The sequence below is a fragment of the Pseudomonas sp. GW821-FHT07F05 genome, from assembly GCF_059418765.1.
In genome coordinates this window covers 58,299-72,891 of record NZ_JBWKQL010000001.1, presented here as the reverse complement: position 1 = coordinate 72,891, position 14,593 = coordinate 58,299, and the positions used below count along the sequence as shown (strand labels likewise).

16 protein-coding genes and 1 riboswitch are annotated in these 14,593 nt (G+C 58.1%); of the genes, 7 read left to right on the top strand and 9 right to left on the bottom strand.

What is annotated here, in order from left to right; translation table 11 throughout:
• The first annotated feature begins 1 nt into the window (after nt 1).
• From AC07RO_RS00390 to AC07RO_RS00380, 3 genes are read left to right on the top strand one after another with little or no spacing between them, the layout of a single operon-like run.
• Nucleotides 2-481: a hypothetical protein gene (locus AC07RO_RS00390; RefSeq protein ID WP_495085024.1), complete on the top strand. Its 480-nt coding sequence runs from the start codon at nt 2-4 to the stop codon at nt 479-481.
• Nucleotides 474-1,271, top strand: a complete 798-nt coding sequence (locus AC07RO_RS00385) for a PA3715 family protein (protein ID WP_495085023.1) — start codon at nt 474-476, stop codon at nt 1,269-1,271. Before AC07RO_RS00390 ends, AC07RO_RS00385 begins: the two co-directional genes overlap by 8 nt.
• Complete coding sequence (locus AC07RO_RS00380) at nt 1,268-1,777, top strand: hypothetical protein (RefSeq protein ID WP_192174912.1); 510 nt, start codon at nt 1,268-1,270, stop codon at nt 1,775-1,777. The genes AC07RO_RS00385 and AC07RO_RS00380 overlap by 4 nt, the downstream gene beginning before the upstream one ends.
• Nucleotides 1,778-1,959: 182 nt before the next feature.
• On the opposite strand, the gene AC07RO_RS00375 is transcribed toward AC07RO_RS00380, so the two are convergent.
• From AC07RO_RS00375 to AC07RO_RS00365, 3 genes are all read right to left on the bottom strand, one after another.
• A complete protein-coding gene (locus AC07RO_RS00375; RefSeq protein WP_192174913.1) occupies nt 1,960-3,324 on the bottom strand; it encodes a DUF1329 domain-containing protein in 1,365 nt (454 codons plus the stop codon).
• Between the two features lie 14 nt (nt 3,325-3,338).
• Nucleotides 3,339-5,261: a DUF1302 domain-containing protein gene (locus AC07RO_RS00370; RefSeq protein WP_192174914.1), complete on the bottom strand. Its 1,923-nt coding sequence runs from the start codon at nt 5,259-5,261 to the stop codon at nt 3,339-3,341.
• A 364-nt stretch (nt 5,262-5,625) separates the two neighbouring features.
• The gene (locus AC07RO_RS00365) at nt 5,626-7,302 is read right to left on the bottom strand and encodes a fatty acid--CoA ligase (RefSeq protein ID WP_495009141.1); all 1,677 of its coding nucleotides are present in this window, start codon (nt 7,300-7,302) and stop codon (nt 5,626-5,628) included.
• A gap of 319 nt (nt 7,303-7,621) precedes the next feature.
• Between AC07RO_RS00365 and AC07RO_RS00360 the strand changes: the two genes are divergently transcribed.
• Nucleotides 7,622-8,179 (top strand): RNA 2'-phosphotransferase, encoded by a 558-nt coding sequence (locus AC07RO_RS00360; protein WP_495009142.1) that lies wholly within the window; start codon nt 7,622-7,624, stop codon nt 8,177-8,179.
• Here the strand turns inward: AC07RO_RS00360 and AC07RO_RS00355 are convergent.
• Complete coding sequence (locus AC07RO_RS00355; protein WP_495009143.1) at nt 8,169-8,567, bottom strand: hypothetical protein; 399 nt, start codon at nt 8,565-8,567, stop codon at nt 8,169-8,171. The genes AC07RO_RS00360 and AC07RO_RS00355 overlap by 11 nt on opposite strands.
• 118 nt (nt 8,568-8,685) lie before the next feature.
• Complete coding sequence (locus AC07RO_RS00350) at nt 8,686-9,315, bottom strand: LysE family translocator (RefSeq protein WP_495009144.1); 630 nt, start codon at nt 9,313-9,315, stop codon at nt 8,686-8,688.
• 88 nt (nt 9,316-9,403) lie between these two features.
• Here AC07RO_RS00350 and AC07RO_RS00345 point away from each other — a divergent pair, with 88 nt between their 5' ends.
• The 3 genes from AC07RO_RS00345 (at nt 9,404) to AC07RO_RS00335 (ending at nt 12,298) form a co-directional block, all read left to right on the top strand.
• The gene (locus tag AC07RO_RS00345; protein ID WP_495009145.1) at nt 9,404-10,369 is read left to right on the top strand and encodes a 2-hydroxyacid dehydrogenase; all 966 of its coding nucleotides are present in this window, start codon (nt 9,404-9,406) and stop codon (nt 10,367-10,369) included.
• Nucleotides 10,370-10,464: 95 nt separating this feature from the next.
• A complete protein-coding gene (locus AC07RO_RS00340; RefSeq protein ID WP_495085022.1) occupies nt 10,465-11,463 on the top strand; it encodes a methyltransferase in 999 nt (332 codons plus the stop codon).
• Between the two features lie 40 nt (nt 11,464-11,503).
• A riboswitch (yybP-ykoY riboswitch) is annotated at nt 11,504-11,624 on the top strand.
• 89 nt (nt 11,625-11,713) lie between these two features.
• On the top strand, nt 11,714-12,298 hold the full coding sequence (locus AC07RO_RS00335; RefSeq protein WP_495085021.1) for a TMEM165/GDT1 family protein: 585 nt from the start codon (nt 11,714-11,716) through the stop codon (nt 12,296-12,298).
• A gap of 142 nt (nt 12,299-12,440) precedes the next feature.
• Here the strand turns inward: AC07RO_RS00335 and AC07RO_RS00330 are convergent, their stop codons facing one another.
• The 4 genes from AC07RO_RS00330 to AC07RO_RS00315 all read right to left on the bottom strand — a co-directional run bounded on the left by AC07RO_RS00330 (nt 12,441) and on the right by AC07RO_RS00315 (nt 14,549).
• Nucleotides 12,441-13,259 carry a M48 family metallopeptidase gene (locus tag AC07RO_RS00330; protein ID WP_192174923.1) on the bottom strand — a complete coding sequence of 273 codons (819 nt, stop codon included), beginning with the start codon at nt 13,257-13,259 and terminating at the stop codon, nt 12,441-12,443.
• A gap of 151 nt (nt 13,260-13,410) precedes the next feature.
• Complete coding sequence (locus tag AC07RO_RS00325) at nt 13,411-14,055, bottom strand: SOS response-associated peptidase (protein ID WP_495085020.1); 645 nt, start codon at nt 14,053-14,055, stop codon at nt 13,411-13,413.
• Between the two features lie 51 nt (nt 14,056-14,106).
• Nucleotides 14,107-14,367: a putative signal transducing protein gene (locus AC07RO_RS00320; RefSeq protein ID WP_495085019.1), complete on the bottom strand. Its 261-nt coding sequence runs from the start codon at nt 14,365-14,367 to the stop codon at nt 14,107-14,109.
• Nucleotides 14,367-14,549 (bottom strand): CPXCG motif-containing cysteine-rich protein, encoded by a 183-nt coding sequence (locus tag AC07RO_RS00315; RefSeq protein ID WP_192174926.1) that lies wholly within the window; start codon nt 14,547-14,549, stop codon nt 14,367-14,369. The genes AC07RO_RS00320 and AC07RO_RS00315 overlap by 1 nt, the downstream gene beginning before the upstream one ends.
• Nucleotides 14,550-14,593: the final 44 nt, after the last annotated feature.

Below are 14,593 nucleotides of genomic sequence, written 5' to 3'. Positions count from 1 at the left end.
GATGAAACGCATTGCATTGACCATGTGCCTCGCGTTACAAGTTGCTGTATCGAATCCGGCACGATCCGCACCTGTAGCGGAGGACAATTCACATTCCATTGTCGTTCCTGATGCGTCTTGGGAGGGTACCTACACCGTAAGCAGCTTGCTTTGCACCTCGCCAGAGGACGGCTCAAACTGCTCAAAGATTTTTAGCGACAGTCTGCAAATCCGGAAGAAAGGTAACGACTACCAAGTGACGCTAGAAAGCACCCAAGCGAATCAGCATGTCTGTGCGTTTTCATTCCAGATGAAAGTAACAGGCTGGAGCTTGGTTCATGAAACTGCGTATGGGCGGATCCTCGTGACGAGAAAGAAAGCAGGTTTAACCATTATTTCGGACAATGTTGACCCAACTGCGTTGGGTTTGGGTATTTGTGGAGCACATGCTGATATCAACGGATTGGTGTTTCCACGGGTAAGCAAGCGGCACGGTGGATGAGATCACTAACCCGCAATGGCGGGACCAGGCTATGAAGGCGATATGGAACATCGTCTTTTTATGGCTGGAGCTCACAAGCGCAACCGTATTTGGAGCTGGGGAGAATCTGGGCCATGCTAAAAGGCCTGACTGCATGGAGGAGTATCAGAGCTTTATCTCGGATAGATATAAAGACTATGAGCGCACCTACCATATAACGACTTGCAAAATGTGGCCCGCTACGGGTCTAATGATTTTCGCTACATCGATCATCTTTGGCGAAAATGCTGATTTGGAGATGGTAGTCCTGGATCCGCTTACAAGAAACGTTATGGGTGAAAATCGCGAATCGGGAGTGCTTGACGCCGGCGCTATTCATAGTCATGAAGTGATAATCGATACTGCCCCTTATCAACTGAATGAAAGTCATACTGCGTTCGGGATCCGAATCTTGTGGACAGGATCGTCACAGCCGAACCCCTACAGTTCCACCTCGCTCAACTTATACATCCTACTCGACAAAATGCTAATTAATATATTGAAAGGGCTGGCCGTCCAGGAGCGTATCGGTGAATGGGACATGCGCTGCGCCGGAAGTTTCCAAGACAGAACTATGACACTGCGAATGAAGCATGCCCACACTCCTAATGCTGACATAGTTGTTAGGGAGACCGTGATTAATACGACTTCACAAGAAACAGATGAGAGCTGTAAAACCAACTTCATAAAGCGGAGGGTCAATTCCTATACGTTGAAGTATAACGATGGTTATGCGGTCCCCGACAATCTGAAAGCGCTAAGTTACAGATGATGGAGAGGCGTGATAAGACAAACTTTTTAAGCCTGGCATTCGTCTGTATATCTTTCACAAGTGGAACCGTATCTGCCAGTGAAGACGTCAGTTGCGTCAAAAACGAAACCCCCATTGCCGGTTGCCGTCTTGATGAGCAAAAGCAGCGGTCAGTCTCTCTGTGCAGCAGTGCCAACAAAGAAACCATCACCTATCGATTCGGGACGCCTGAAAAGGATGAGATGACGCAAACATTCCGAGCAACCCGCCCGCTTTTTCGGTGGGTAGATAAGGCGACATACACCACCTATTTTGGATTTCGCACGGGTGATTACGGATATGTCGTAGGTGTGCCTCAACAAACCTTCGGTGCCAAAGCGTTTCTAGAGGTACTCAAGCTCAACAAAACCATCATGAGCAAAACCTGCACCGCGAACTCGTTCGGCTCGGAGCATCTGAAGAATGTTGCGATAAAGGAGCTGGATGACGGCTCGGTTCGAGCACAGCATTTTTCATTTCCGCCGTGATCCACGCATAAAGAGGAACAGTGTCCTGTGGACGCAAACCTTGGTCAAAAAAAAAACACCCCGACCACTCGGGGTGTTTCCTTTCTGCGCTATGGGGTTCAGCCATAGGGTAAAACGCGGAGGACTTCAGTGCGCTGTAGCTGTGATCAACGTTGCACGCTCCCCGCTTGTTCGGTCAGCCGTTAGCGCACGCCTTCCTGACGCAGCGCGTTGGGCTGGAAGTCGCTGACAGTGGCGGTAAAGCCGAAGTCATAGGCTTTTTTCTCTTCGTTCTTCATGCCCAGCGCCAGGTAGCGGCCTGATTGCAGGTCGTACAGAGCTTCGAGGGCATACCACGGCACTTGTTTGTCGTAGTAGTTTTCGGCGTGGGCTTCAGCCACGCGCCACAGTTGACCACGGCCGTCATAGTGATCGATGACCGCGGCCTGCCAGGTGTCTTCGTCGATGAAGAAGTCACGTTTGGCGTAGATGTGACGCTGGCCTTCTTTCAGCGTGGCAGTCACGTGCCAGACGCGACGCAGTTCATAGCGCGCCAGGTCCTGATTGATGTGGCCGGCCTTGATGATGTCGGTGTATTTCAGCTTCGGATCGTCGAGCTTGTAGCTATCAGAGGCGATGTACATTTCTTGTTTGCCAATCAGCTTCCAGTCGTAGCGGTCTGGCGCGCCGTTGAACATGTCGAGGTTGTCGGAGGTTCGCAGGCCATCGGCGGCGGTGCCCGGCCCGTCATAGGACACTTGCGGCGCACGGCGTACGCGACGTTGACCCGCGTTATAAACCCACGCCGCGCGCGGCTCTTTGACCTGATCGAGGGTTTCGTGCACCAGCAGTACGGAACCTGCCAGACGCGCCGGCGCCGTCACTTCCTGTTTGAAGTAGAACAGGATGTTGCCCGGGTTCTTCGGATCGAAATCCTTCATCTTGTCGCGGAAGACGAACTCGTCGTGGAAGTACACCGGGTTGAACGAGCCGTTGGTCTGCGGCGTGGCCTGGGTAACCAGACGCGAGACGCTGCCGCCGCGATAACGGGTGATGTGGTTCCAGATCACCTCAAGGCCATCCTTCGGAATCGGGAACGGCACTGCGGTTTCGAAATTCTCCAGGCCGTTGCCGCCACCCACCAGTTTGGTGTTGGTGGCGTTTTTCTTGATGGCGGCGAATACGTCAGCGGGCACAGTCGCGCCACGATGGGACGGGTAGACCGGCATCTTGTAGGTGTCCGGGTAACGCTTGAACATCGCGTACTGGCCCGGGGCGAGTTTGTCCTTGTACTGATCCACGTTCTGCGCAGTGATGGTGAACTGCGCTTTTTCGTTGGCGTACGGGTTGGCCAGGAAGCCTTTGTCGTCCACGGCGCCGGCATTGGTCGGCATCGGGCTCCAGGCCGGAATGGTGTTGGCAGCGTTGCCGGCTTTTTCCGCGCCCATAGGCGTCAGCGTGGTGCCCAGCTTGGCGGCTTCGGCGTCGGACACCGCAGCCATCACGCTAGTCGCCAACAACGACAGACCCAACACGCCAACCTGCAACAGACCCTTCGTGATTTTCATTTTCATTATTGTCCTTAGAAGTTCATGCCGAAGCTGAGCGCTACGAAGTCGCGATCGTCCACGGTGGTGTACTTGCCATCGAAGAAGTTGGTGTAGGAAAGGTTGGCGGTGTAGGTGTTCTGGTACTCGGCGTCGAGGCCCAGACTCACGGCCTTGCGACCTTCCTCGAAGTTGCCGCCGGGACCTGGCGAGTAGCCGTCGACGTCGTGGGACCAGGCCACGCTCGGACGCAGGTTCACCCCGGCGAAGACGTTGTTGTAATCCCAGATGGCGCGAGCGCGGTAACCCCACGAATCGGTGGTGGTGAAGCCATCGTTTTCGCAGTAGCGGCTGAGGTTGTTCTGCGCGGCAGTGCCCAGGGTGCTGGCGTTGAGGGTCTGACATTGACCGCCTGGCAGCGGGCCCGGCCCATAGCTCGGGTCGCGGCCATAACGCAGTTTCGATGTACTTTCCAGCCCGCCGACGTGGGTCCAGCCCACCTCACCCACTACGGTCAGACGTTCGGCGCCCATCACCTGGTCGAAGAAGTGCGTGAAGGTGGTCTGCGCCTGGCTGATTTCCTTGCGGCGATAGCCTTTCTGGTCCTGGCCGGGTGCGCCCTGCAGCAGCGACACGTTCGAGTTCAGCGGCGACAGGCCGGAATACAGGATGTCGGTAGTGTTCAACTGCACCGGTGCGTTAGGGCGATAGCTGACTTCGCCGCTCCACGCCGTGCCGGTGGGCAAGGTGGTGGAGAAGCTCAGGCCGAACAGGTGAATGTCTTCCGGGTATTCAACGTAGTAGCTGGAGTTGGCAGCGACCACGACGGGCAACAGGGTTGGCGCGAGGGCCGCCGCGACGCCTCGAGGAACGCCGTTGGCCGCCAGACCGCCAACCAGGCCCGCTGCGCTGTAGGCGCTTGCCGGCCCGCCCTTGCCGCTGAAGATCGGCAGACGGCTGTGGTAGTTCATGTAATAGGCGCCGAACTCGGTGTCCAGCGGCTCGAAGTTGTAGTGCATGGCCAGGCCGTACTGGCCACTGTCTCGGGCATCGCGATCAGGGCCGCGGGCGACCACTGCGCCCTCGTCAGGATTACCAAAGTTCACGCCGCGCGCAGCCAGCGTGTTCTGAACGGGGCCACGCAACGCGGCAGGCAGAGCCGCATTGAGGCTGTTGCGGGTACGCAGTACGGCCAGGTTGCTGTTGCAGCCGTCCGCGATCACGTCCGGTTGCGAGAAGAAGGTGCCGCAGTTGTCGACGACCGTCTGATCCCATTCCAGCTGGTAAAAGCCTTCAGCCGAGAGGTTTTCGGTCAGGCTTTGCGACAGGTAGAACATGTTGACCGGAATCAGGCCTTCCTTGATTTCCGAGCCAGGGCGACGGAACGCGGACACGTCGACCGGGTTGATGCTGTTGATGCCGCCCTGGATGAAGGTACTTTCACCCCAACTGACGACTTGCTTGCCCAGACGCACCGAGCCCGGCTCATCGGCAATGGAGTAGTTGTGATAGACGAATGCGTCGAGCAGCTCGAAACCTGAGGATTTGGCGCCTTCCTTGCGGCCGGAATCGCTGATGTCCTTGAAGTCACGGCTTTCGTCCTTGAGCTCGAAGTCATACCAGTACTTGCCCCGCAGGAACACACCGGTGTCGCCGTATTTCAGTTCAAGATCGTGGATGCCCTTGAAGATCTTCGAAAACGTTTCGCCGCTTTTGAAGTTCAAGTGACCGTCGTCGGAGGTTTGCGAAAGACCGTGACCGCCGTTGTTGGAGCCGATCAGGTTCTTGTTGGCGTTCTGGGTGGACCAGCTTGCCCCTATTGAGAGCGACGAGTCGAAGTTGCCTTCGATTTCTCCGATATTGAAACTGACGCCGAATGCAGGGCCGGCGAGCGTGGAAGCGAGGCTGACGGCCAGGGGCAATTTAGCCCGGCGCCAGAACTGGTTAGCTGATGTCATCGACGCTACTCCATGTGCTTTTATTTTTATGGCAGTGGGTGCTTCCAGAAACGACTCAGGCGGACGGGCCGCAGTGCCTGGGTGTCAACGCCGATCGGGCAGCCAAACAACTGCGAAACGATCAGTGCGCTTTTTCTCCGGTACCTACCTACTGCCGACTATAGCCAGCAGGTGCTGCTGCTTGATCCCTCTAAAGTGTGATTTGCAGCGCCAACACCTCTGGCACGCCGACTCCAGAGTGGCAAATCACAACGCAGGGGGAGCATGGCTGAAAAAAGAGAATTGGCAAGGAAGACGCCGGATTAGAGCCTTCGCGGCACATTTTCACGGAGATGAACCGATGAAATGGCCGCGAAGGAAAGCGTCAGAGCGTGGAGAGGAAAGCGCTGTTACTGCCCTGCCACTCAAGGATGTTCTGACGTATTTGCTTCTTGTCGAGCTTGCCGACGCTGGTCTTGGGAATTTCGGTAACAAGGGCGATCTGGCTGGGGATCGCCCACTTGTTAATGTGCCCCTGTTCCACAAATGGCTTGAGATGTTCCTTAAGGGTCTTGGCATCCAGGACGTGACCCTCGCGGGCGACCAGCAGCGCAAACGGGCGCTCGCCCCACTGAGGATCGGCGATACCCACCACGGCCACTTCACGGACACCGGGATGGCGACTGCAGAGATCCTCCAACTGCAGCGACGATACCCACTCGCCGCCGGTCTTGATCACGTCTTTGATGCGGTCACGAATGTCGATCCCGCCCATGTTGTCCAGCGTCGCTACGTCGCCGGTGTGCAGCCAGCCGCCGGCCCACAGTTCGGCGCCCTTCTCCGGCTCGCGGTAATAACCTTCACTCAGCCACGGTGCGCGCAGCACCAGTTCGCCCTGGGTCTCGCCGTCGGAAGGCAGGAAATTGCCCTCACCATCGACAATCGCCGCCTCAACCAGCACGCCCGGCGCGCCGGCCTTGATTCGGTAGGCGGTCCGTTCGTCTTCACTGGCGGCCATCAAGTCGTCATTCAGGTGCGCAACCGACACCAATGGCCCGGTCTCGGACATGCCGTAGGCGGCAGACAGCTGAATGCCTTTGGCCTTGGCTGCCTCGTACAGCGAACGATTGAGCGAGCTGCCGCCGATGATGATGTGCCAGCCGGTGAAATCCATGTTCTGAGCGGCTTTGGCGTTGAGGACCATTTGCATGATGGTGGGCACGCAGTGGGAAAACGTGACCTTCTCTTTTTGCCAGAGCTCCACTAGCAATTCGGGATCGTAGCGGCCGGGATACACTTGTTTGGCGCCCAGCATCGTTGCGGCATAGGGCACGCCCCACGCATGCACGTGGAACATCGGCGTGATTGGCATGTAAACCTTGTCGCCGCCCAGAATGCCTTCGACGCTGCCCATGATCGTCGCGACGGCCATGGTGTGCAGCACGAGCTGGCGATGGGTGAAATAAACGCCCTTGGGGTTCCCCGTCGTGCCAGTGGTGTAGAACGTGGTCGCCACCGAGTTCTCGTCGAAATCCTCGAATTGATAGTACGGATTCGCCGCGGCCAGCAACGCTTCGTACTCGCCCACAAGATTGGGCAGGTCGGCGGTCGCGCCATCGGTGTCGGTCAGTAACAGTGTTTTTTCGACGGTCGTCAGTTGCCCGGCGATGGCGTTGTAGAGGGGCACGAATTCGCTGTTCACCAGCACGAGCTTGTCTTCGGCATGGTTCATGGTGAACAGGATCTGCTCGGGCGAAAGCCGGACGTTAATCGTGTGGATCACCGCGCCAATCATCGGAATGGCGAACATGCATTCCAGGTAACGATGGCTGTCCCAATCCATCACCGCCACGGTGTCACCCGCCTTGACCCCGGCCGCCGTCAGCGCACCGGCCAGCCTGCAGATGCGCTCGTTGAGCATTTGATACGAATAGCGCGAATGGTCCCGGTAAACGATTTCACGGTTTTTTTCGTAGCGCACGCCTGACAGCAGCAGTCGCTTGATCAACAGAGGATACTGGTACGCCCCTTCGGCGGGCGGAATCACGCGGGTGTGCAGCATAGGAATCCCTTTTCACGGTGCAGGTGCGGGGGCTGAAAATATGCACTGTAGGGCCTGGGCGCGTCGATCGGATCAGCCGAAGGGATGAATTGTTGGTCTGAGGTGCCTAAAAAATACCAACTTGGCCTAGGAAATTCTGGACCGATATAAAGAATTTTTTCGGTGCCGCCGAGATCATAAGAAAGGTGTCATTGGAATACCTAACCGCTCAAGAATGTTCCAACGTTGCTGAATAACGATGCAGCAGAGGTCAGGATTGATTTTCTTCGGATGAAGCTTTAGCTTTCACGTTCAATGCTGGCCATTATGAGGAATCGGTGTGGACAAGAAATTACTTGACGAAACCAGCAAGTTTTTAAGTTATGTCTTAAGGCATGAACCAGAAGCCATCGGCTTGGAGCTGGATTCAGATGGATGGGCCGATATCGATGCGCTAATCCTGTGCGCCTCGAGAAATAATCGCGTTATTGACCGAGACCTGTTGGAAAAGGTGGTTAACGAAAGCGAGAAGAAAAGATTTATTATTTCAGAAAGCCGACAACTTATCCGAGCCGCGCAAGGTCATTCAACTCGCACAGTAAATCTTCAACACGCGCCGATGATACCGCCCAAATTTCTCTACCATGGAACGGCCACCCGTTTTCTGGAATCAATCTACGCCGAGGGGCTGAAGCCGGGAGCACGTCACCATGTGCACTTGTCGGAAAGCCCTGAGACTGCCCATTCCGTAGGGCTTCGCTATGGCAAGGCAGTTGTCCTGGAAATTGAAGCCCTTCGAATGCATGAAATGGGCTTCAAGTTTTATAAGGCCGAAAATGAAGTGTGGCTAATCGATAAAGTCCCTGCGGAGTGGCTTCCTCCCAAGACTAGTCTATAACTTCAAATGACTGCGCAACGATGTGGAGTGCCGCCCCTACAGAGTGTAGGTATACCCGAAAATGCCGGTATCTAGGCAAGCCGGGGGGCTTATTCGCGATATCCAGCATTTCTGAGCTTTTGTACTCCACCAAACAGCTTAGCAACGATAAATCCCGGTCGTCAGGGCAACTAAAAAAGCTATGCCCCGGGAACGGTGTCTTTACGAAATAGCTAGGCGACAAAAAGACAAAGGCTTTTTTTGCCCGCACGATACCGGGAAGCTCCGGATCGTAATAGATGTTAAGTGTGAGCGAGTTATCGACCCAAGACATCTCAACATCATCTTCACCATCTGAAGGCAAAAAGGTATCGAGATCCAAAAGCTTTTGGGGCTGAGATAGTCTCATAAGCCATCACCTCCTGGCGTTAAGTACAGAGCAGCGCTAACTCTCCCAGGTTGCTCTTTAAACAGCCCTTAAAGAGTTAGCATAAGCGTTCAGGCACAACCTTGAAAAAAACCCACCATCAATGCATTTCCGTCAACGCCAGCTTCAACCCCAAGGCAACCAATACACCACCCATCGCCCGATCAAACCAATGGCCCATCCGCGCAAAGCCCGCGCGAATCCGAGGCTGGCTGAACAGGCGTGCCACCAGGCAGAACCATGCGCCGGTCGCGAATGCCAGGTAAACGCCATAGCCCGCCTGAACCAGGATCGGCGTGTGCGGATTGATCACGACGGTGAACAGCGACAGGAAAAACAGGGTCGCTTTCGGGTTCAGCCCATTGGTCACGAACCCGGCCGTGAAGGCGCCACGCGCGGTGCGCTCGCCTTTGGCGATGTCCACGGGCGCATCCGATGCGCTTGCAGGTTTGGCGCGCAGTGCTTTGATGCCGATGTAAATCAGGTACGCCGCCGCAGCCCATTTCAAGGCATTGAACAGGACGATGGACTGCGAAACGATCAAGCCAATGCCCAGCAGCGAATAGCCGACGTGCAGGAAAATTGCGGTGCCCACGCCCATGGCGGTGTAGGTGCCGGCCTTGCGACCGTGGGTCACGCTTTCGCGCACGACGACGGCAAAATCCGGACCGGGGCTGGCGACGGCCAGCAGGTGAATCAGCGCAACGGTTAAAAATTCGGTCCAGTACATCGAAGTTCTCCAGGCGTTATGGCGAGCGGCAGGCTCTGGTAGGCTCGTCACATTACGCCTCCCACCCACCGAGCAAAAGGTACAGCTGATGCCCACTCAACGCCGAGCAGTTTTCCTGGATCACACCTCTCTGGATCTGGGGGATCTCGACCTCGCGCCGTGGCGTGAAACCTTCAGCGAACTAGTGCTGCACGGCAGCACCACACCCGATCAGGTGGCCGAGCGTTTGAAGGACGCCGATGTGGCGATTTCCAACAAGATCATGATCGATGCCGCCACGTTCGCCGCCTGTCCGAAGCTGAAACTGGTGCTGGTGACGGCCACCGGCGTCAACAATGTCGACCTCGACGCCGCGCGTAAGCATGGCGTGGTGGTCAGCAACTGTCAGGGCTACGGCACCCCTTCCGTGGCCCAGCACACGCTGATGTTGCTGTTGGCGATGGCCACCCGCTTGCCTGACTATCAACAAGCGATCCACCAAGGCCAGTGGCAGAAATCGAAGCAGTTTTGCTTGCTGGACTTCCCCATCGTCGAGCTGGAAGGCAAAACATTGGGGCTGCTGGGCCATGGCGAGCTGGGCGGCGCGGTCGCGAAGCTGGCCGAAGCCTTCGGCATGCGCGTGCTGTCGGGTCAGATCCCTGGTCGTCCTGCTCGCCCTGATCGCGTGCCACTGAATGAGCTACTGCCCCAAGTCGATGCCCTCACCCTGCACTGCCCGCTCAACGAGCACACTCGGGACATGATTGGCGCCCACGAGTTGAGCCTGCTGAAACCCAAAGCCTTCATCGTCAACACCGCGCGCGGCGGCTTGATCAACGAGCAGGCACTGGCCGATGCCCTGCGCAACGGCCAACTCGGCGGCGCGGCCACCGACGTGCTGACGGTCGAGCCCCCGGTTAATGGCAATCCGCTGCTGTCGGGCGATATTCCGCGCTTGATCATCACGCCCCACAGCGCATGGGGCAGCCAGGAAGCGCGGCAGCGCATCGTCGGCCAGATCAACGAAAACGCTCTGGCGTTCTATGAGGGCAAGCCGGTCCGCGTCGTCAGCTGACACGTAGCTTTTCGCAGGCTCGCCACTCGGCCGCACAGCGCGTGCGCGGCGTGGCAGGCCTGTTAGACTTCGCCCTTTTTTTCAAGGAGCCGATGATGGACCCGCGCAGTGAAGTGTTACTCCGACAGGCCGATTTGTTTCAGGGTTCCTTGCTGCTGACCGGCCTCCCTGCCGACGACTTGCTGAGCAAGCTGCCCAACGCGCGCGGCTGGAGCTGGCACGCTGGCGACTTCGACACCCTCGGCACACGATTCCCCGAGCGCGTGCACTTCGGCACCGAAGCACCGGCCCAACCCTTTGAAGCAGCCGTACTGTTTTTGCCCAAGGCCCGCGACCTCGCTGATTACCTCATTAACGCCCTCGCTTCCCGCCTGGCCGGACGTGAGCTGTTTCTGGTCGGTGAAAAGCGCGGTGGCATCGAAGCCGCCGCCCGCCAGCTAAGCCCGTTCGGGCGTACGCGCAAACTCGACAGCGCCCGGCATTGCCAGCTCTGGCAAGTCACCGTCGAAACGCCTCCGCAAGCCGTCGAGCTCGACAGCCTGGCCAAACGTTTCGACATCGAAATCGAAGGCGGCGCGTTGAAGGTGGTGAGTCTGCCGGGCGTGTTCAGCCACGGCCGTCTGGACCGGGGTTCGGCCCTGTTGCTGGAAAACATTGATCGACTTCCCGCCGGCCATTTGCTCGATTTCGGCTGCGGCGCGGGCGTTCTCGGCGCAGCGGTCAAACGCCGCTACCCCGAAACCCGCGTGACCATGCTGGATGTCGATGCGTTCGCCACCGCCAGCAGCCGTCTAACCCTCGCCGCCAATGGCATTGAAGCCGACGTGCTGACGGGTAACGGAATCGACGCCGCACCGAGCGATCTGGACGTGATTCTGACCAATCCACCGTTCCATACCGGCGTCCACACTGATTACGCCGCGACTGAAAATCTGCTGAAAAAAGCACGAGAACATCTGAGAAAAGGAGGCGAACTGCGCCTGGTTGCAAACAGCTTCCTGCGCTACCAGCCGATCATCGAGTCGCATCTGGGGCCGTGCGCAACCATGGCCGAGGGCCAGGGTTTCCGGGTTTACCGTGCGAAACGTGCGTGATAATTAGCGCTTGCCGAACACGAGACGTGTAGGCAGAATCCGCACCGTCCTAGGGGAGTAGTCTCCCACGAGCGCCATGCTCGTCCGGCACGCATCAACATACTTGGTCCTCAGACCATGGTGCGTGCGACCCCAGATCCGCTCAGACGGATCGGTGGTTTGACAAGACCTATGACACGAACATCCTGACCCGGGGCGGGGAGGTTGTACGTGTCATAGCCGTGTTGACCCGCCCCTTAGGAAAACCCTGATGCTGGAATCCCTGTTGGTCCCCACCGCTGTCGTCGCACTGGCTGAAATCGGTGACAAGACCCAACTCCTCGCGCTCGTTCTTGCCGCTCGCTTCCGCAAACCCTGGCCCATCATCGCCGGGATTGTCGCAGCCACGCTGGCCAACCATGCTGCGGCCGGTGCCGTTGGCGCATGGTTCAGCAGCTATCTCTCCGACGCCGTTCTGCACTGGATCCTGGCCGCCAGCTTTACCGCTACGGCGCTGTGGACGCTGGTTCCGGACAAGCTGGACGACGACGAAGCCAGCACCAGTCGCAAGTTCGGCCCCTTCCTGACCACGCTGATCGCGTTCTTCATCGCGGAAATCGGCGACAAGACGCAGATCGCGACCGTCATGCTGGCGGCGCAATACCCAAGCTTGTGGCTGGTGATCCTCGGCACGACGCTGGGCATGTTGCTGGCCAATGTGCCGGTGGTGCTGGCGGGGAATTTTGCTGCGGAGAAACTGCCACTGACGCTGATTCGTCGTCTGGCAGCAGGGGCGTTCTTCATTCTGGCGATCGTTGCGGTGTACAAGGCGATGCAGATCAGCGGCTGGGCGTAGCCGCAGACACCAGCCCCCTGTAGGAGTGAGCTCGCTCACGAAGACGGCATTCCAGTCGCTGAAGATGCAGCGGATGTCCCGACCTCTTCGCGAGCAAGCTCGCTCCCACATGACCGTGTCTGCTACCGGGATCAGGCGCTGATCAACCCTTCGGCGCCTGCTGATACAACGGCATCACTTTCGGAATCGCCGCCTGCAGCGAGGCGATCCGGTTGGACGAAGCCGGGTGGGTGCTCATGAACTCCGGCTGCGACGCGCCGCCTTGGGCTTCCATCTTCTGCCACAGCGTGATCGCGGCATTCGGGTTGTAACCGGCGCGAGCAGCCAGCTCGAGGCCCAGCAAGTCCGCTTCGTTTTCATTGGCGCGGCTGTTCGGCAGCGTCAGGCTGTAATCGACCACGGTGTCGGCCAGCGCCAGACTGTCCTGCCCCAACCCCAACAATGCACCGGCGCCCTGCTTCGCCATCTGCACACCGTAGGCCTTGGACATGGCTTCACGGCCGTGTTCGCGCAAGGCGTGCGCAATTTCGTGGCCCATGACCGCCGCCAGTTCGTCATCGCTAAGCTTGAGCGTATCGATCAGGCCGCTGTAAACGATGATCTTGCCGCCGGGACCGCAGTTGGCGTTCAGCTCATCGCTTTTGATCAGGTTCACATCCCACTGCCACTGCGCCGCGTCGGGCCGCAATTTCGGTGCCTGGGCAATCAGACGCTTGGCGATGGCCTGGACGCGCTTGCCCTCGGCGCTGCTGTTGTCGAGCACGCCTTTGGACGTGGCTTCGCTGACCGTCTGCTGATAGGACTGGGCGTACATCTTGTTGACTTCGTCCGTCGACAGCATGCTGAACATGTATTGTTTGCGCTCGACACCCACCGAATCGCCGGTGGTGGTATTGACCGCCTGACACCCGGCCACCAGCAACGCTGCCGTTACGCCACAAAGAGCAAAAATCCTGCGCATTTCGTATCTCCATTGAAACAATCGCGCCATCCTAGGCAATACGCGGGCCGAGCACCAGATGCCAGCCGTCTGCCATGTGAAAAGGCGCAGGAAAACGCGGCTGTGTAACAGGAAAGAAATACGGGATCGCGATTCACACCGTGAGACAGCACTACAACGGCGTCAGGCATTCCGGCGCGTTGAGCTTCGGATCGTTCACCAGATTGGCCAAAGGCCGTTCGCGCAGTTGCATCTGCGGGGCGGCGAGCATGGCCTGCAAGGTGATCAGCGGGCAGTCCGGATCAAGCCAGGCGCGCTGCCCTTCTTCGTCGAGAATCAACGGTCGACGCTGGCTCATGGCCGACTGCGTGACCACAGCAACGCTCAGGTAGATGTGGCCTTCAACGGGATAGGCCTCCCAGATCGCCGCGAAATACAGCGTCGATCCTTCGGCCGGCGTGAGCCAGAACGGCCGCTTGCGCACGCTGCCACGCCACTCATAAAAGCCGTTGGCCGGCAGCAGGCAACGTCGCTCACGAAACGCCTGCTTGAACATCGGCTGCTCCGCTACGGTTTCAGCGCGAGCATGGGCCGGCGTGCGCGACATGTCGGTAAGCCAGGGCGGCGTCAGCCCCCAACGTGCCCGCGCCACTTCGCGTCCGCGCTCGGCGCCCTCCTCGACCTCGCCCGGCGCTGCCTGAACCATCAAGACAGAAGCGGCAGGAGAAATATTCCACTGCGCTTGCTGGTCGCTCGGAAATCCGGGCAGGGCCGCAAAGGCAGGCGACCAACGAAACAGCGCATAACGTCCACACATGGGTTCAGCACAACTCTTTTTGAAAGCGAATGAGGCGCGCGCGAACCGGATTCAGCACAGCAACACATCGGGATAGCTGTCCGGCTCGTCACCGGGCAGCGGAAGGGCGGCATTGTACTCGGTGATCAACAGACGCGCCCGCTCGGCCTGGTCATCCTCGACCGTCAGGCCCAACAACCCGAACGCCGGCAAATCCCCAACGGCGCCCAGTAAATGACGCCCGGTGATGTGGGACTCGATGCCTTCGCTGGCGAGCATGGCCTGCAGCAGCTCACCTTCCATCAGGTGTTCGGGCTCATAAATCTTGCGCATCACTCGTTCTCGCTGCGGACGTCCAGCGTCCACTCTTCCCCATCGGTTTGCAGGCTGAAGATGATCGGCCGGCAGCAGACGGGGCAATCTTCAATGTAAGTCTGATCGCCGCCGGACAGATCCAGCGCCGCCTCCACCGGTTCGCCACAATAAGGGCAGTCGTAATCCTGTATTTCCTGCATCGCAGTCTCCGGGCCCAGTTTTGCGTATAATCGCCGACTTGTTT